This is a genomic window from Streptomyces sp. SCL15-4 (assembly GCF_033366695.1).
In the GTDB taxonomy this organism is placed as follows: Bacteria; Actinomycetota; Actinomycetes; order Streptomycetales; family Streptomycetaceae; genus Streptomyces.
The window spans coordinates 3,847,881-3,865,093 of record NZ_JAOBTQ010000001.1 but is presented as its reverse complement, the minus strand read 5'-3'; the positions used below and the strand labels follow the sequence as shown (position 1 = coordinate 3,865,093).

Sequence of the window (17,213 nt, the reverse complement as noted above, 5' to 3'; positions counted from 1 at the left end):
CCTCCGTCATGCGCAAGGGAATCCACCCGGCCTACGGCCCGGTCGTCTTCCGCGACCGCGCCGCCGGACACGCCTTCCTCACCCGGTCGACCATGACGAGCGACAAGACGGTCGAGTGGGAGGACGGCCACACCTATCCGGTCGTGGACGTCGAGATCTCCGACGTCAGCCACCCCTTCTACACCGGCACCGCGCGCGTGCTCGACACCGCCGGGCGCGTCGAGCGCTTCGAGCGCCGGTTCGGGAAGCGGGGCGGGGCGTGAGCCTGGCGGTGGCCGTCGTCGGCGGGCTGCACGCCGCCGCCCGCACGGCGGCCGTCGACCGGCTGCTCGCCGACGTGCCCGGGAGCGTCGTCCTCCACCACGACCTTTCCGCGGCCCGCGCCGGCACCGTCGCGCGGACGGTCCGGGACCGCGACGGCGTCGTGTCGAGCGGGCGGACACCGCTGGTCGACGACTGCGCCTGCTGCGCGCTGCGCGCGGACCTGGTGCCCGAGCTGCGCCGGCTCGCCGACGCCGGCGCCGCCCGGCTGGCGATCGTCGAGCTGTGGGACTCGGTCGAGCCCAAGGCGATGGCCGAGGTGATCGCGTCCGGCGGACTGACCGTCACCTCGGTGATCACCGCCGTGGACCCGGCGCTGGTGCTGCCGTACCTCGGCAACGGCGACGACCTCGCCGAGGCCGGGCTCGCGGCGGCGGCCACCGACCGGCGCACGGTCGCCGACACCTTCGCCCGGCAGCTGGAGTACGCCCCCGTGCTCGCCGTCGCCGATTCCCCGGAGGCCGACGACGAGGACCACGAGCTGCTGGCCCAGCTCCACCCGACGGCCCGCCGCGTCCCGATCGGCGCGGACGCGGGCGAGGACGGCCGCGAGCGCCGGGTCCCGGCCGGTGCGGACAGCGGAGTCCCGGGGCCGCTCGCCCGGGCCGCCCTCGCCGGATTCGACGTGGAGGCCGCCGCCGCTGCCCAGCACCCGGCCTGCGCCCTGCTGCCCCAGGAGGCCGACGACCACGGCGTCACCACGCTGGTCTGGCGCCACCGCCGCCCCTTCCACCCGGAGCGGCTGTACACGGCGCTGGAGGACCTGACCTGCGCCGCCGCCCGCAGCCGGGGCCGGTTCTGGCTGGCCGACAAGCCGGACACGCTGCTGCACTGGGACGCGGCCGGCGGAGCGCTGTGCGTGGAGAGCGCGGGGCCCTGGCTCGCCGCGCTGCCGGACGCGGCCTGGGAGCTGGTCCCGCCGGTGCGCCGCGCCGCCGCCGCGCTGGACTGGCACCCCGAGCACGGTGACCGCTGCAACCACCTCGTGTTCACCTCGCCCGGCCTCGACCGCGAGGGGCTGGCCCGGCTGCTGGAGTCCTGCCTGCTCACCGACGCCGAGTACGCCGCCGGACGGGACTCCTGGCGCCGGCTCCCGCCCGCCTTCGACAGCCTGCTGGGGGTCTGATGCCCCGCGAGAGCGACCGCCCGTCCGCCCGCAGCCGCCCCGACCCGCCGGACGAGGCAGGGAGCACCGCCATCGGCTGAAAGGACACCACTCTCTCGCGGAAGTTCCTCTCCGGCCGGGGCGGGATCCGCAGCCGCCGGGTCACCCGGGGCACCGTCCGCCGGCGGCGGCCGGCGCGGGCCGTGAAGAACGCCCGGGAGACGGCGCCGCTCCCCTGTCCCGGCCGCTGACCGTTCCCGCGGAGGCGGGCACCGTCCCGCGAGGCGGTGCCCGCCTCTCGCGGTACCCGGCGGCATCCCGGAACGGCTCGCTCCCAAGGGCTGCGCCGACCGGCACCGGATGATCTCCGTCACGTGTCCCGCCGCCCGTGGCCCGGCGTCGTATCGGCACAGCGACCGGTCTACGACGCCGGGCGGAGGCCGTCCCTCCGGTGGACGGACGCCGTTCCGGCCAGTCCGACGGGTCGTCATGTGCCCGGAGGGTGGAACATGGAGGGCGCGGCGCGCGTCTCTCCTTAGTGCGGGGCCGGGCATGTCCTGCCTGCTCCGGGGCAGGCGCGGGAGCGGCTCTGGTAAAGCACACGTCAAAGCTGTAATCGCGGGAACACCGCTCGTGCACGTGCATCTGCTCATGCATCCGCACGTGAACAGAGCTATGATCCGGGTCAGTTGACCACAGCACCTATGGCAATCAGCCAGTGCACCACCGGGGAGCGACCTGTGGACCGCGACGTTGACGGCGTGTACGGGGGGTACGACGTGTACAACGGCATGGCTGCCACGCAGCTGGACGGAGTGGCCTGGCAGAAGAGCAGGCACAGCAATTCGCAGGGTTCCTGCGTGGAGTTCGCGCGGCTGCCGGGCGGTGATGTCGCCGTGCGGAACTCGCGCTTCCCGGACGGGCCGGCGCTCGTCTACACCCGCGCCGAGATCGAGGCCATGCTCCTCGGGATCAAGGACGGCGAGTTCGACCACTTGATCGCGAGCTGACCGTCCGGCCGCCCGGTCCGCACGGACGCGGAAGCCCGCGGGCGCGTGCCCACGACGGCCGGCCGGACGCGTACCGCGCGAGCGACGGGTGTACGCGCGTAGATTCCGCACGCGCACCCGCGCCGGACCGGATCAGCCCGCCGGACGCAGCCGGAACAGCGCCCAGACCACCTTGCCCTCCAGGGTGCCCGCGAGCGGGTGCCAGCCCCAGCTGTCGGCGAAGGAGTCGACGAGGAAGAGGCCGCGGCCCGACTCGGCCGAGAAGTCGTCCGAGTCCCGCGGCACGGGCGTCTCGTGGCTCGGGTCGCGCACCGCGCACACCAGCCGCTCGCGCCAGCGCATCAGGTGCAGCCGCACGGACGGGAGCCCGACGGCGGGACACGGGTCCGCCGGCACCGCGTGGCGCAGGGCGTTGGTGACGAGTTCGGAGACGACGAGACACACGTCGTCGAAGCGGTCGCCGACGTCCCACCGGGCCAGGGTGTCCCGGGTGAAGTGCCGGGCCTCGCGCACCGCCTCGTAGCGGGCGGGGAGGGCGCAGGAGGCGGCATCGGACACGGCCGCGGGATCCAGCGGCGGAAGGCCCTGCCGTAACGGCTTGAGCATGGTCGATCCATTCGTCCCCATGCGAGGCACTCCCGGGAATTCGCGGTCGTTGCGATGCAGCGGTGGCGCGGCACCATGGTTTCGGAAGCGCAGAGCAGATGCAAGGGCAGATGCACGTGCACGCGGCCGAAATGGCACTGTCCGTACCACTTCTTGGCCATTTTTTCCGCCGAGTTCACCTCGTCACCTGCCAGAGGTCCGGACCTCTTTCCCGGTCCGGGCCAGGCGGAAACGGCCGAGCTCTTTCCGTTTCCGTAACCGTGCGAGTACTGCTCGGAGTGTTTTAGTGGCAGACTTCGGCCCCTGAGAGACGGTTGGGGAGGCTGGCGAAAGTGAGCGCGGGAGAGCCCGGATCGGTGGTGCGGCGGATGCTGCTCGGCTCGCAACTCAGGCGACTGCGGGAGGCGCGGGGGATCACGCGCGAGGCGGCGGGCTACTCGATCCGCGCCTCCGAGTCGAAGATCAGCCGCATGGAGCTGGGCCGGGTGAGCTTCAAGACCAGAGACGTCGAAGACCTGCTGACGCTCTACGGCATCACCGACGAGTCGGAGCGCGAGTCGCTCCTCTCCCTCGCCCGGGAGGCCAACGTGGCCGGCTGGTGGCACAGTTACACCGACGTCCTGCCGAGCTGGTTCCCCACCTACGTGGGCCTGGAGGGCGCCGCCTCGCTGATCCGGGTCTACGAGGTGCAGTTCGTGCACGGCCTGCTGCAGACCGAGGAGTACGCCCGCGAGGTGGTCCGGCGCGGCATGAAGGGCGCGAGCGCCGCCGACATCGAGCGCCGGGTCGCCCTGCGCCTGGAGCGGCAGCGGCACCTGCTCTCCGACAACGCCCCGGAACTGCACATCGTCCTGGACGAGGCCGCCCTGCGCCGCCCCTACGGCGACCGGGACGTGATGCGCGGCCAGCTCCAGCACCTGATCGACATCTCCGAGCGGTCCAACGTACGGCTCCAGGTCATGCCGTTCAGCTTCGGCGGGCACTCCGGTGAGAGCGGCGCCTTCACCATCCTCAGCTTCCCCGAATCCGACCTGTCGGACGTGGTCTACCTGGAGCAGCTGACCAGCGCGCTCTACCTGGACAAGCGCGAGGACGTCGCCCAGTACGAGCAGGCCCTGAAGGAGCTCCAGCAGGACAGCCCCGGCCCGGACGAGAGCCGGGACCTGCTCCGCGGCCTCCTGCAGCTCTCCTGACCGATCGGGCCTCTCGGGACTCTCAACTCACGGCGGACACAAGTACGATGACGTGCTGTCAGACACGGCGTAGATCTGGTGTCCGCTAGCGATTGAGGGATCACATGTCGTCCTACTTCAGCGACCTGGCCCGGCAGTACATCGACGGCGAATGGCGCCCGGGCTCGGGCTCCTGGGACGTCATCGACTTCAACCCCTACAACGACGAGAAGCTCGCCTCGATCACCGTGGCCACCGTCGACGAGGTGGACCTGGCCTACCGGGCCGCGGCCCGCGCCCAGAAGGAGTGGGCCGAGACCAACCCCTACACCCGACGGGCCGTCTTCGAGCGGGCGCTGCGGCTGGTGGAGGACCGGGAGCAGGAGATAGCGGACCTGATCACGGCGGAGCTGGGCGGCACGCGGGTGAAGGCCGGCTTCGAACTGCACCTCGCCAAGGAGTTCCTGCGCGAGTCGATCCACCTCGCGCTGCGCCCCGAGGGCAGGATCCTGCCCTCGCCGGGCGACGGCAAGGAGAACCGCGTCTACCGCGTCCCGGTCGGTGTCGTGGGCGTGATCAGCCCGTTCAACTTCCCCTTCCTGCTGTCGCTGAAGTCGGTCGCCCCGGCCCTCGCGCTCGGCAACGCCGTGGTGCTCAAGCCGCACCAGAACACCCCGATCGCCGGCGGCACCCTGATTGCGAAGATCTTCGAGGACGCCGGGCTGCCCGGCGGTCTGCTGAACGTCCTGGTCACCGACATCGCCGAGATCGGCGACGCGTTCATCGAGCACCCCGTCCCGAAGGTGATCTCCTTCACCGGCTCGGACAAGGTCGGCCGGCACGTCGCCACCGTGTGCGCCAGGCACTTCAAGCGCTCGGTCCTCGAACTGGGCGGCAACAGCGCCCTGGTGGTGCTGGACGACGCCGACATCGACTACGCGGTGGACGCGGCGGTCTTCAGCCGGTTCGTGCACCAGGGCCAGGTCTGCATGGCCGCCAACCGGGTGCTGGTGGACCGCTCCGTCCACGAGGAGTTCACCGAGAAGTTCGTCGCCAAGGTCCGCGGCCTGAAGGTCGGCGACCCGCGCGACCCGCAGACCGTGATCGGCCCGGTGATCAACTCCGCGCAGGCCAACGCGATCTCCGGCACCGTCGAGCAGGCGCTCGCCGAGGGCGCCACCGCGCTGGTGCGCGGCACGACCACCAACAACCTGGTCGAGCCGAGCGTGCTGACCGGCGTCCCGGCCGGCTCACCGCTGCTCCAGCAGGAGGTGTTCGGCCCGGTCGTCTTCCTCATCCCGTTCGACGGCGAGGAGGACGCGGTGCGGATCGTCAACGGCACCCCCTACGGCCTCAGCGGCGCCGTCCACACCGGGAACATCGAGCGCGGTGTCGCCTTCGCCAAGCGGATCGACACCGGCATGTTCCACGTGAACGACGGCACCGTCCACGACGAGCCGATCGTGCCCTTCGGCGGGGAGAAGCACTCCGGCGTCGGCCGCCTCAACGGCGAGACCACGATGGAGGCGTTCACCACGGTCAAGTGGATCTCGATCCAGCACGGCCGCAGCGGATTCCCGTTCTAGCCCGGCCGGACGTCCCGCACGGGGCCAATGCGGACAGGATCCGACCGCATTGGCCCCTAACGTCTTTCCCGTCGGGGCGAACGCCCCGGTGAACGGTCGGACGAGAGGCGGCGGGCCATGGTGATGCACGTACCGGCGGAGGACACGGGTGACGAGCGGGGAGCGCTGCTCGCGTTCATCGAGGAGCAGCGCGGCGGGATCCGCCGGGCCCTGCTCGGGCTGACCGAGGAGCAGGCCCGGACCCGCCCGAGCGCGAGCGAGCTGTCCCTGGGCGGCCTGCTCAAGCATGTGGCCGAGGTCGAGCAGGGCTGGGTCGCCCGGGCGAGGCGGGAGCCGCCCGCCGTGCCGCGCGACGCGTCGAACTGGCACGAGACGTTCCGGCTGACGGACGACGAGACGGTCGCCGGTCAGCTGGCGTACTGGGAGCGGGTGGCCGCCGGGACGGAAGAGCTGATCCGCTCCGCGCCCAGCCTGGACGACACCTTCCCGCTGCCGCCCGACCCCTGGTTCCCGCCCGAGGGCCGCGTCTCGCTGCGCTGGCTGTGCCTGCACCTGATCCGCGAGACGGCCCGGCACGCCGGCCACGCCGACATCCTCCGCGAGTCGCTGGACGGCAGGACCGCGTTCGAGCTGGTCGCCGAGGCGCGGACCCCGGCCTGACCGCGGGTCCTAACCTGGATCCCATGTCAGCGATCCGTCTCCTCGTGCTGGGCGCGGTCCGTCAGCACGGCCGGGCCCACGGCTACCAGGTGCGCAACGACCTGGAGTACTGGGGCGCGCACGAGTGGTCCAACGCCAAGCCCGGCTCGGTCTACCACGCCCTGAAGCAGATGGCCCGGCAGGGACTGCTGCACGCGCACGAGACGGCGCCGTCCACGGCCGGCGGTCCGCCGCGCACCGAGTACGAGATCACCTCCCGCGGCGAGGAGGAGTTCCTCCGGCTGCTGCGCGAGTCCCTGGTCTCCTACGACCAGAGGACCGACGTCCGGTCGGCGGCCGTCGGCTTCCTCGTCGAGCTGCCCCGCGCCGAGGCCCTGGAGCTGCTGCGGGAGCGGATCCGCCGGATCGGCCGGTGGCGGGACTCCGTCACCGGCCAGTACCTCCCCGAGGGCGGACCGGAACAGCTCGGCCACATCGGCGAGATCATGCGCATGTGGCTCCACACGGCCGACTCCGACGCGGCCTGGACCCAGGGCCTGGTCGACCGGCTGGAGGCGGGCGCGTACACGTTCGCGGGGGAGGGCGAGCCGTTCGTCGGCGTCCTCGCCGAGGGCCAGGAGAACCCGTACGCGACGGGGGAGCGGCATCCGGGGGACGACCGCTGAACGGGCCCGCGCGGTGCTTCTCGCGGCTTTCAGTGGTGGAAGCCGGTGGCCGCCGCCTTGTCCCGGGTCAGCGGACGCGGCTGCCGGCGCAGCTCCGGCAGCAACCGGGTCAGGTCGGCCAGGAACAGCTCGGCCAGGTCGTGCGAGAAGCCGTTGCGGCAAACGACCCGCAGCACCGACAGGTCCTCGCGGTGCGCCGGGAAGGTGTAGGCGGGCACCAGCCAGCCGCTCTCGCGCAGCCGCCGGGAGACGTCGAAGACGTCGTACGACGTGACGTCCTCCGCCGTGGTCAGCGCGAACACGGGGAGCTGGTCGCCGTGGGTGAGCAGCCGGAAGTCGCCGAGGTCCGCGATCCGCCGGGCCAGCGAGGTCGCCACGTCCCGGGTCGCCCCCTGGACCGCCCGGTAGCCCTCCCGGCCGAGCCGCAGGAACGTGTAGTACTGCGCCACCACCTGGGCGCCGGGCCGGGAGAAGTTCAGGGCGAAGGTCGGCATGTTCCCGCCCAGGTAGTCGACCCGGAAGACCAGTTCCTCGGGCAGGGCCGCGCCGTCCCGCCACAGGGCCCAGCCGACGCCCGGGTAGACCAGGCCGTACTTGTGCCCGGAGGTGTTGACGGAGGCCACGCGCGGCAGCCGGAAGTCCCACACCAGGTCCTCGTCCAGGAAGGGCGCCACCATTCCGCCGGACGCCGCGTCCACGTGCACCGGGATGTCGAGCCCGGTGCGCTCCTGGAGGGCGTCCAGGGCCGCGCACAGGCCGGCGACCGGTTCGTAGGAGCCGTCGAAGGTCGAACCGAGGACGGCCACCACGCCGATGGTGTTCTCGTCGCACAGCCCGGCGGCGGCCTCCGGGTCCAGATGGAACCGTTCGCCCTCCATCGGGACCTGCCGGGCCTCGACCTCCCAGAAGTCGCAGAACTTCTCCCAGCACACCTGGACGTTGATCCCCATCACCAGATTGGGCCGCGCCCCCGGGTACCGGCCGGCGTTGGCCTTCGTCCAGCGCCGCTTCAGCGCCATCCCGGCGAGCATGCACGCCTCGCTCGACCCGGTCGTCGAACAGCCCACGGCGGCCGACGGGTCCGGCGCGTGCCACAGGTCGGCGAGGATCGCCACGCAGCGCCGCTCCAGCTCGGCCGTGCGCGGGTACTCGTCCTTGTCGATCATGTTCTTGTCCCGGCACTCCGCCATCAGCACCCCGGCCTGCGGCTCCATCCAGGTGGTGACGAAGGTGGCCAGGTTCAGCCGGGAGTTGCCGTCCAGCATCAGTTCGTCGTGGACCAGCTGGTACGCCGTGGACGGGGGCAGCGGGCCGTCCGGCAGCCGGTGCGTGGGCGGGGCCTCGGTCATGCCGCCGAGCGGGTCGGCCGCCCCGAAGAACGGGTTGACCGACACCGTCCGCGCCTCGTGCCGGCCGGAACCTCTGTGCAGCGCCATGAGCACACCATAAGCGGACGGAACATCATCAACATCCCGAATCGAAGGCGGCTTGCACCTCACGCGACGTGAGGCCCCAGTGTGGACGGCGTACCGACCGAAGGAGCGGAAGAAGTGAGTCAGCCCGTGGACCGGGAGCCCTCCGTGGGACGGGTCTACACCGTGGGACGGGTCGCCGGGTTCGCCGGGATCACGGTGCGCACCCTGCACCACTACGACGAGATCGGCCTGCTCGTGCCCGGCGAGCGCACGCACGCCGGGCACCGGCGCTACACCGACGCCGATCTCGACCGGCTCCAGCAGATCCTGTTCTACCGGCAGCTCGGCTTCCCGCTCGACGAGGTCGCGGCCCTGCTCGACGACCCGGACGCGGACCCGCGCGCGCACCTGCGCCGGCAGCACGACCTGCTGACCGCCCGGATCGAGAAGCTGCGCGAGATGGCCGCGGCCGTGGAGCACGCCATGGAGGCACGCAGGATGGGCATCAACCTGACACCGGAGGAGAAGTTCGAGGTCTTCGGCGACTTCGACCCGGACGAGCACGCGGAGGAGGTGGAGCGGCGCTGGGGCGACACGGAGGCCTACCGGCAGTCGCAGCGCCGGACCGCCTCCTACACCAAGGAGGACTGGAAGCGGATCAACGGCGAGCTGGACGCGATCCACGACCGCATGGCCGCCCTGCTCGCCGAGGGCGTCCCCGCGGACTCGCGGGCCGCCGCGGACGTCGCCGAGGAGCACCGCCGGTTCATCACGGGCGCGTACTACGACTGCGGGCACGAGCTGCACGCGTGCCTCGGCGAGATGTACGTCACCGACGAGCGGTTCACCGCCACGTACGAGGCCATCCGTCCCGGTCTGGCCCGGTACATGCGGGACGCGATCGCCGCGAACACGGCCCGGCACACCGCGTCCTGAAGGGCCGCGTCGGGTCCCCGGAGTCACAGCTTCCTCCGGGGCCCCGCACAGGGCATCCTGGAGCCACCGGTGGAACCTGGGGCAGGCACATCGCGTTGATAGCTTTGTGCGGCCGCACTTGGACGCCGTAGCCGCCCTCACCCCTTCAGGAGCCCGGACCCGTGATGACACTCGCCCTAGGCCCGAGCTGGCTCGATCCGAACTACCTGCTCGACACCTACAGCATCTGGGGTCTGCTGCTCATCGTCTTCGCCGAGTCCGGCCTGCTCATCGGCTTCTTCCTGCCGGGTGACTCGCTGCTGTTCACCTGCGGTCTGCTGATCACCTCGGGCGATCTCGACTTCCCGCTGTGGGCGGCGATCGGCCTGATCTGCCTCGCGGCCGTCCTGGGCGACCAGGCGGGCTACATGTTCGGCAAGAAGGTCGGCCCGTCCCTGTTCAACCGGCCGGACTCCCGTCTGTTCAAGCAGGAGAACGTCACCAAGGCGCACGAGTTCTTCGAGAAGTACGGCCCGAAGTCCCTGGTCCTCGCCCGCTTCGTGCCCATCGTGCGCACGTTCACGCCGATCATCGCGGGCGTCAGCGGCATGCGGTACCGCTCGTTCCTGCTCTTCAACGTCATCGGCGGCGTCCTGTGGGGGGCCGGCGTGACCCTGCTCGGCTCCTGGCTCGGCAACATCGCGTTCGTCAAGACCAACATCGAGGCGATCCTCATCCTGATCGTCCTCGTCTCCGTGATCCCGATCGCGATCGAGTTCCTGCGCGCCCGCTCCAAGGAGAAGAAGGCCGCCGCCCGGGCCGAGCCGCGGCCCCAGCCGGTCCCGCAGCAGCAGCCCGCCCACCAGCAGCCGCAGCAGTACCCGGTCATGGACGACGCCACCACCCGCCTGCGCCGCGTCGAGCCGGAGCAGCCGTCCTACGACCAGCAGCCGTCCTACGACCAGCAGCAGTACGGCCAGCAGCCGCAGTACGGCCGGCAGGCCCCGTACCAGCAGCCGCAGCAGCAGGACTGGAACCAGCAGCAGGGCTACGACCCGTACCACGACGGTCAGCAGCAGTACCAGCAGCCGTACGACCCGCAGCAGTACCCGCAGCAGGACTGGGACCGCCGGCAGGGCTACGACCAGCAGCAGTACGACGAGAACGGCTACCCGTACGACCAGCGCCGCCAGTGACCGCCGGGGGCCCGGGCCGGACGCGGCTCAGAAGCCCCTCGTCCGCTTCGCCGCCCGGCGCTTGCCGGCCGAGCCGATCCGCAGGAACAGCCGGAAGATCTCCGACCCCAGGTTGACGCCGATGGCGATGGCCATGGCCAGCGACGCGGCCTTGGCCAGCGACACCAGCCCCTCGTCCATGTCGTTCTGGGCCATGGACAGCAGTCCGAAGTAGGTCGCGGAACCGGGCAGCAGCGGCCCGATCGCCGCCGTCGTGTAGGGCAGCGCGGAGGCGAACCGGTACCGGGCCAGCAGCTGCCCGAACAGTCCCACCAGGCCCGCCGCCACCGCCGTGGAGGCCACCGGCGAGATGTCGCCGGCGTAGCGCAGCGCGCCGTACACCGACCAGGCGACGCCTCCGTTGAGGGTCACCCACAGCACGGTGGAACGTTCCTGCTGGAGCAGGACGGCGAAGGTCAGCGACAGCAGCATCGAGGCCGCGATCTGGACCAGCGGCTCCTGGTAGCTGCCCGGTTTCGCCTCCGGGTTCAGCCTGCCGCCGATCTGCACTCCGAAGTACAGGACCGTCAGCACCCCGGTGACGATGCCGACGAAGAAGTACATGACCTCCAGCAGGCGCGCGGAGGCGGTGATGTAGAAGCCCGTCAGCCCGTCCTGCACCCCCGCCACCAGCGCCCGCCCGGGCAGCAGCGCGAACAGCCCACCGGTGATCACCGCCGAGCCCTTCACGTCCACGTGGGCCAGGGTCAGCGCCACCCCGATCGCCGCCGGCGGCATCGCGGCCACCGTGAACTGGTAGAACTCCGGCAGTCCGCGCCCCGCGCACAGCCAGGCCAGCCGGTCGCCGAGCATCGCGCCGACGGCCGCCGCCAGGAACACGATCGGATCGGCGCCGCCGACCAGCACGGACGCCGCGCCGGCCAGCAGGCCGCCGGCCAGGGTCAGCGCCCAGCCGGGGTAGGGGTGGCGGTTGCGGCGGATCTCCGCCAGGCGCCGGTAGGCCTCCTCCAGGGAGACCTCGGTCTCCTGGTCGGTGAGGTCGTCCACCAGGCGGAAGACGGCCGCCAGCCGGGTGTAGTCGGTGCCCCGCCGGCGTACCGTCCGCGACGCCGTCACCGGGTCCTCCACCAGGGACGGCTGGTGCGAGATCGACAGCAGGGTGAAGGTGACGTTCGGCTCGCACCGGTCCAGGCCGTAGGAGCGGCACACCGCGAACATCGCGGCCTCCACGTCCTCCGCGCCCTCGCCGCCGGCCAGCAGCAGCTCGCCGATGCGCAGGGTCAGGTCCAGCACGCGCGGGACGGCCGGGCCGCCCTCCTCCTCGCGCTGCACCGGCTCCGGGGCCGGCCGCTCGGTCACCGGCATCCGCAGCATCGTGCGCATCCGGTCCTGCCAGGGCGCGTCCTTGATCAGACTGACCAGCGGCACCCCGGCCGGCGGGGTGAAGGCGGCCGGCGCGTCCTTCGCGCTGTAGGTCCTCGGCGGGCTGAACGCGGAGCCCTCCGGCTCGGCGGCGGGCGGCTGCGGCGGTGCCGGCAGCCCTTCCGGCATGGCGAACTCGGAGGTCGTCTCGCCCTCGCCGGCGCCCTTCGGGACATCGAGACCCTGGGGAATGGCGAACTCGGAGGTGATCTCCGGGTCGTACCGCGCCTCGTCGGACCGGGGCTTGCGGTCCTCCGCCTCCGTCACTTCGCACCGCTCCCTGCACGACACCTTCGATAGGCCTCAGTATGCGCACGCGTACCCCGTCCGGCCGCATGCGTGCTCACACGCGAACGGGCCGCACGCGTGCGCGTGCGGCCCGTTCACGGGGAGAGGGGCTCAGTGACCGCCCTGCTCCTCGAAGCGCTTGTACGACCGCTCGATCTCCGCCTCGGCGTCCGTACGGCCCACCCAGTTGGCACCCTCGACCGACTTGCCGGGCTCCAGGTCCTTGTACACCTCGAAGAAGTGCTGGATCTCCAGGCGGTCGAACTCCGACACGTGGTGGATGTCACGCAGGTGCTCCACACGCGGGTCGGTGGCCGGGACGCACAGCAGCTTGTCGTCGCCGCCGGCCTCGTCCGTCATACGGAACATGCCGATCGCGCGGCAGCGGATCAGGCAGCCCGGGAAGGTCGGCTCGTCAAGAATGACCAGCGCGTCCAGCGGGTCGCCGTCCTCGCCGAGAGTGTTCTCGACGAAGCCGTAGTCGGTCGGGTAGGCGGTCGAGGTGAAGAGGCGACGGTCCAGGCGGATCCGGCCGGTCTCGTGGTCCACCTCGTACTTGTTCCGCGAACCCTTCGGGATCTCGATCGTGACGTCGAACTCCACCGGTGGCTCCTCCATGATCAGCACATAGTTCTGGTGGTTAAGTGTCCCTCACGCAGGTGTGTGATCGCGAAAGGGGCTGGTGGTCGTGCCGGAGCTGGGGCCTTGGCGAGCCGCGAGACCGCGGGTGGCGCGGCTCGCGAACGCCGTCCGACCACGTCTCACGCGCGCCGTGACGGCCGTGCGGCCGTCGCTCGCGCGGCTGCCGAAGGCCGTCCGGACCGGCCCTGCGCACCTCCCCCGTCTCCCCCGTACGCGCACCGTCCGCGCCTGGCGGTACACCGCGGGCGCCGCCACCGCCGGCCTGGCGCTGGCCGCCGGTGCGGTGACCGTGGCCGGACCCTGGGACGCCACGGGTCAGCGTACGGCCGAGCGGGACCGCGCGGCCGCCGCGGAACGGTCAGGTGGCGCAGATCACGGTCGCGCCGGTACGGCCGCGGGGGCGCTCCGGCCCGCGCCGAGCGCCGGACCCGTCCTGGCGGGCCTGGGCGGCACCTCGGGCGCCGTGGGCACCACGCGGACCGCGCCGGACGCCCGGGCCGTCGCCGAGGCCCTGGATCCCCTGCTGGACGCCCCCGCGCTCGGCGGCGGCCACGCGGCGGCCGTCGTCGACGTCACGACCGGCGAACGCCTGTACGACGCCGACGCCGGCCGGGCCCTCACCCCGGCCTCCACCACAAAGATCGCCACCGCCGTCGCCGCCCTCTCCGCCCTCGGCCCCGACCACCGCCTCACCACCCGCACCGCGCTCGAGCCCGACACCGGGGAACTGGTCCTGGTCGGCGGCGGCGACCCCACCCTCACCGCGCACGCCCGCGACGGCGGCTGGGCGAGCCTGCGGGCACTGGCCGCGGACACCGCGAAGGCCCTCGCCGAGCGCGGCATCCGCAAGGTGACCCTGTCCTACGACACCACCCTGTTCACCGGCCCCGCCCTGCACCCCATCGGCGTCAACGACAACCTCGCCCCGGTCAGCGCCCTGACCGCCGACGAGGGCCGCACCGACGACTCCACCAGCGGCCCGGTGACCCGGGTGGGCGACCCGGCGGCGGACGCGGCGGCCAAGTTCGCGCTCTTCCTGAAGGACGCCGGCATCACGGCCACGCATCCCGGCCCGTCCAAGGCCAGCACGCGCGCGCAGACCCTCGCCGGTGTCTCCTCGCCCCCGCTGTCCGCCCTGGTCGAGCGGATGCTGACCAACAGCGACAACGACATCGCGGAGGCCCTGGCCCGGCACACGGCCCTGGCCGGCGGGCGGCCGGCGAGCTTCGCGGGCGGGGCCGGGGCCATCGCCACCCAGCTGCGGAAGCTCGGCCTGCCGATGGCGGGCGCCGTCTTCCGCGACGGCAGCGGCCTGGACCGCGCCGACCGGCTCACCCCCGGCCTCCTGACCGGCCTCCTGGTCCGGGCCGCCGACCCGGACCGCCCCGGCCTGCGCCCGGTCCTCACGGGCCTGCCCGTCGCGGGCTTCACCGGCACCCTGAGCAATCGTTACGCCGACGGCGCGTCCGGCGTCGTACGCGCCAAGACCGGCACCCTGACCGGCGTGAACACCCTCGCCGGCACGGTCGTCACCCCCGCCGGCCGCCTCCTGGCCTTCGCCTTCCTGGCCTCCGGCACCACCGACCCGACCGAGGCCCAGTCGGCCCTGGACAAGGCGGCGACGGCACTGGCGGGCTGACCGGCACCGCCGCCGGACGCCCGGGGACAGCGGGTGCCCACGGCGACGCCGCCGGCCCCCCGCCGGCCCCCCGCCGACCTCCACGGCCTGCCCCAAGCGGGAGTGCTCACGTACGGTTGACAGCATGACTGGCTTCGGTGGCACCGCATCTCCCGGGATGGTCGACTGGAACCTCGCTGTGGCGACCGCGACACGGCTCGTACGGCCCGGCCCCGACGTCAGCCGCGACGAGGCCAGGGCCGTCGTCGCGGAGCTGCGCCGGCACGCGAAGGCCTCGGAGGAGCACGTCCGGGGCTTCACCCGGATGGGCACCGAGGAGACCCACGACACCCCCGTCCTCGTCGTCGACCGCCCCGGCTGGGTCCGCGCCAACGTCGCGGGCTTCCGGGAACTGCTCAAACCGCTGCTGGAGAAGATGCAGGAGCGGCGCGGCGGCGGCCCGGGCAGCGCGGTCCTCGGCGCCGTCGGCGGCAAGGTCACCGGCGTGGAGGTGGGCATGCTCCTGTCCTTCCTGTCCTCCCGGGTCCTCGGCCAGTACGAGACCTTCGCCCCGGCCGGCCGCGACCTGCCGGGCGGCGGCAACGGCGGCGGCCGGCTGCTGCTCGTGGCGCCCAACATCGTCCACGTGGAGCGCGAACTCGACGTCGAGCCGCACGACTTCCGCCTGTGGGTGTGCCTGCACGAGGAGACCCACCGCACGCAGTTCACCGCCGTGCCCTGGCTGCGGGACCACCTGGAGGGCGAGATCCAGTCGTTCCTCGCGGAGACCGACGTCGACCCGATGACCTTCCTGGAGCGCATCCGGGACGCCGCCCAGTCCCTGGCCGGCGGCCGTCCCGAGGGCGAGGAGGAGGACGGCGGGCGCTCCTTCGTGGAACTCGTGCAGACCCCGGCCCAGCGGGAGGTCCTCGGCCGGCTCACCGCCGTGATGTCCCTGCTGGAGGGCCACGCCGACTACGTCATGGACGGTGTCGGACCCGGCGTCGTGCCGAGCGTCGCCGAGATCCGCGAGAAGTTCCAGCAGCGGCGTGCCAAGGGCGCCTCCCGCCTGGACGCCGCCCTGCGCAAGCTGCTGGGCCTGGACGCCAAACTGAGGCAGTACCGCGACGGCGAACGGTTCGTGCGAGCCGTCGTCGAGCAGGTCGGCACCGACGGCTTCAACCGCGTGTGGACCTCGCCCAACACCCTTCCCACCAAGGCGGAGATCGCCAAACCGGCGGACTGGGTCGCGCGGGTGCACGGCAGGGCCGAGGGGTGAACGGCGGGGGAGAGTCGTGAAGCGGTTCCGGCCGACGGCAGGCGAACGCCCCTCCAATCACCCGTCCGAGGGACCGTAAGCCATGCGTAGGCGTGCGATGCTCGGGGAACGGCCCGGTTCTGTCACCATCTACACACTCTGAGTGACCGTCCCGGGCTCGCCCCCCGGAAAACTTCATGAAGGGAACCGGACATGGGTCCCCATCCTGCGGTCGCGGCGATACGCCTGGCGGTCCGCCGCGTCCTCCACGACATCCTGAACGACCAGACCTCCCGCGCGCCCGCGGACCGGACGGCCGAGCGGCCCCCCTCCCCGCTCGTCCTCGTCGCGTGCTCCGGCGGCGCCGACTCCATGGCCCTCGCCTCCGCCCTCGCCTTCGAGGCCCCCAAGCTCGGCGTCCGCGCCGGCGGGGTCACCGTCGACCACGGCCTCCAGGCCGGCTCCGACCTCCGCGCCGAGGAGGTCGTCCAGCGCCTGCGCGAACTGGGCCTCGACCCGGTGGAGTCCGTCGCGGTGACCGTCGGCCGCGAAGGCGGCCCCGAGGCCGCCGCCCGCGACGCACGCTACGCCGCCCTGGACGCCGTCGCCGACCGCCACGGCGCCGCCGCGATCCTGCTCGGCCACACCCGCGACGACCAGGCCGAGACCGTCCTGCTGGGACTCGCCCGCGGCTCCGGCATCCGCTCCCTGTCCGGCATGGCCGCGGTCTCGGGGGCCGACGGCCGTTACCGGCGGCCCTTCCTGCACCTGGACCGGCAGACCGCCCGCAAGGCCTGCATGGCCCAGTCCCTGCCGGTCTGGGACGACCCGCACAACGCCGACCCGGCCTACACCCGCTCCCGGCTCCGGCACGAGGGCCTGCCCGCCCTGGAGAAGGCCCTCGGCAAGGGCGTGGTGGAGGCGCTGGCCCGCACCGCCCAGCTCTCCCGCGACGACGCCGACGCCCTGGACACCTGGGCCCGGCAGGCCGAGGCCTCCGTACGGGACGCGGCCGGCCTGCTGGAGTGCGCCAAGCTGTACGCCCTGCCGCCCGCCGTACGCCGCCGCATCCTGCGCCGCGCGGCCATCGAGGCGGGAGCTCCGGCCGGCGCGCTGTTCGCCCGCCACATCGAGGAAGTCGACCGTCTGATCACCGGCTGGCGCGGCCAGGGAGCCATCAACCTCCCCGGCCGGGTCGTCGCCCAGCGCCAGGGTGGCAGACTGGTGATTCGGCAAGGCTGACGACCGGCCCCCGAGGAGCGCCCTCACCCGGTGCCCTCCGGCGGGCCGGGCGGCCCACGGGCCGTACCTGCGGCCGTAGCCGGTGGCCGCGT

Annotated in this window: 16 protein-coding genes and 1 pseudogene; 13 read left to right on the top strand and 4 right to left on the bottom strand. The window is 72.6% G+C overall.

The features are described from left to right. Window positions 1-8 precede the first annotated feature (8 nt). The 4 genes and pseudogenes from SCK26_RS16825 to SCK26_RS16810 all read left to right on the top strand — a co-directional run bounded on the left by SCK26_RS16825 (window position 9) and on the right by SCK26_RS16810 (window position 2,436). Window positions 9-263, top strand: coding sequence for a type B 50S ribosomal protein L31 (locus tag SCK26_RS16825; protein WP_318202127.1), 255 nt, complete (start codon window positions 9-11; stop codon window positions 261-263). Further along, a complete protein-coding gene (locus SCK26_RS16820; protein WP_318202126.1) occupies window positions 260-1,447 on the top strand; it encodes a CobW family GTP-binding protein in 1,188 nt (395 codons plus the stop codon). The genes SCK26_RS16825 and SCK26_RS16820 overlap by 4 nt, the downstream gene beginning before the upstream one ends. Window positions 1,448-1,539: 92 nt before the next feature. After that, window positions 1,540-1,677: pseudogene (locus tag SCK26_RS37985) on the top strand (30S ribosomal protein S18); the annotation flags it as partial. A 489-nt stretch (window positions 1,678-2,166) separates the two neighbouring features. Beyond that, on the top strand, window positions 2,167-2,436 hold the full coding sequence (locus SCK26_RS16810; protein WP_318202125.1) for a DUF397 domain-containing protein: 270 nt from the start codon (window positions 2,167-2,169) through the stop codon (window positions 2,434-2,436). Window positions 2,437-2,568: 132 nt separating this feature from the next. Here SCK26_RS16810 and SCK26_RS16805 read toward each other — a convergent pair whose 3' ends face one another. Further along, window positions 2,569-3,042, bottom strand: coding sequence for an ATP-binding protein (locus tag SCK26_RS16805; protein ID WP_318202124.1), 474 nt, complete (start codon window positions 3,040-3,042; stop codon window positions 2,569-2,571). A 368-nt stretch (window positions 3,043-3,410) separates the two neighbouring features. Between SCK26_RS16805 and SCK26_RS16800 the strand changes: the two genes are divergently transcribed. The 4 genes from SCK26_RS16800 (at window position 3,411) to SCK26_RS16785 (ending at window position 7,125) form a co-directional block, all read left to right on the top strand. After that, window positions 3,411-4,235 (top strand): helix-turn-helix transcriptional regulator, encoded by an 825-nt coding sequence (locus tag SCK26_RS16800; protein WP_318206025.1) that lies wholly within the window; start codon window positions 3,411-3,413, stop codon window positions 4,233-4,235. Window positions 4,236-4,339: 104 nt separating this feature from the next. Further along, window positions 4,340-5,800 (top strand): aldehyde dehydrogenase family protein, encoded by a 1,461-nt coding sequence (locus tag SCK26_RS16795; protein ID WP_318202123.1) that lies wholly within the window; start codon window positions 4,340-4,342, stop codon window positions 5,798-5,800. Between the two features lie 117 nt (window positions 5,801-5,917). After that, window positions 5,918-6,460 (top strand): DinB family protein, encoded by a 543-nt coding sequence (locus tag SCK26_RS16790; RefSeq protein WP_318202122.1) that lies wholly within the window; start codon window positions 5,918-5,920, stop codon window positions 6,458-6,460. Between the two features lie 23 nt (window positions 6,461-6,483). Then, window positions 6,484-7,125 carry a PadR family transcriptional regulator gene (locus tag SCK26_RS16785; RefSeq protein ID WP_318202121.1) on the top strand — a complete coding sequence of 214 codons (642 nt, stop codon included), beginning with the start codon at window positions 6,484-6,486 and terminating at the stop codon, window positions 7,123-7,125. 29 nt (window positions 7,126-7,154) lie between these two features. Here the strand turns inward: SCK26_RS16785 and SCK26_RS16780 are convergent, their stop codons facing one another. Then, on the bottom strand, window positions 7,155-8,561 hold the full coding sequence (locus tag SCK26_RS16780; RefSeq protein ID WP_318202120.1) for a glutamate decarboxylase: 1,407 nt from the start codon (window positions 8,559-8,561) through the stop codon (window positions 7,155-7,157). Between the two features lie 114 nt (window positions 8,562-8,675). Here SCK26_RS16780 and SCK26_RS16775 point away from each other — a divergent pair, with 114 nt between their 5' ends. Together SCK26_RS16775 and SCK26_RS16770 are read left to right on the top strand one after the other, a co-directional pair. Then, on the top strand, window positions 8,676-9,476 hold the full coding sequence (locus tag SCK26_RS16775; RefSeq protein ID WP_318202119.1) for a MerR family transcriptional regulator: 801 nt from the start codon (window positions 8,676-8,678) through the stop codon (window positions 9,474-9,476). A 161-nt stretch (window positions 9,477-9,637) separates the two neighbouring features. Further along, window positions 9,638-10,651 (top strand): DedA family protein, encoded by a 1,014-nt coding sequence (locus SCK26_RS16770; protein WP_318202118.1) that lies wholly within the window; start codon window positions 9,638-9,640, stop codon window positions 10,649-10,651. A gap of 27 nt (window positions 10,652-10,678) precedes the next feature. Here the strand turns inward: SCK26_RS16770 and SCK26_RS16765 are convergent, their stop codons facing one another. Both SCK26_RS16765 and SCK26_RS16760 read right to left on the bottom strand, forming a co-directional pair. Continuing rightward, on the bottom strand, window positions 10,679-12,340 hold the full coding sequence (locus tag SCK26_RS16765; protein ID WP_318202117.1) for a threonine/serine ThrE exporter family protein: 1,662 nt from the start codon (window positions 12,338-12,340) through the stop codon (window positions 10,679-10,681). A 132-nt stretch (window positions 12,341-12,472) separates the two neighbouring features. Next, complete coding sequence (locus SCK26_RS16760; RefSeq protein WP_189303680.1) at window positions 12,473-12,964, bottom strand: inorganic diphosphatase; 492 nt, start codon at window positions 12,962-12,964, stop codon at window positions 12,473-12,475. Window positions 12,965-13,088: 124 nt separating this feature from the next. Between SCK26_RS16760 and dacB the strand changes: the two genes are divergently transcribed. The 3 genes from dacB (at window position 13,089) to tilS (ending at window position 17,121) form a co-directional block, all read left to right on the top strand. Next, the gene (dacB, locus tag SCK26_RS16755; RefSeq protein WP_318202116.1) at window positions 13,089-14,642 is read left to right on the top strand and encodes a D-alanyl-D-alanine carboxypeptidase/D-alanyl-D-alanine-endopeptidase; all 1,554 of its coding nucleotides are present in this window, start codon (window positions 13,089-13,091) and stop codon (window positions 14,640-14,642) included. Window positions 14,643-14,799: 157 nt separating this feature from the next. Then, a complete protein-coding gene (locus tag SCK26_RS16750; RefSeq protein ID WP_318206024.1) occupies window positions 14,800-15,900 on the top strand; it encodes a zinc-dependent metalloprotease in 1,101 nt (366 codons plus the stop codon). 192 nt (window positions 15,901-16,092) lie between these two features. Beyond that, on the top strand, window positions 16,093-17,121 hold the full coding sequence (gene tilS, locus SCK26_RS16745) for a tRNA lysidine(34) synthetase TilS (RefSeq protein WP_318202115.1): 1,029 nt from the start codon (window positions 16,093-16,095) through the stop codon (window positions 17,119-17,121). Window positions 17,122-17,213: the final 92 nt, after the last annotated feature.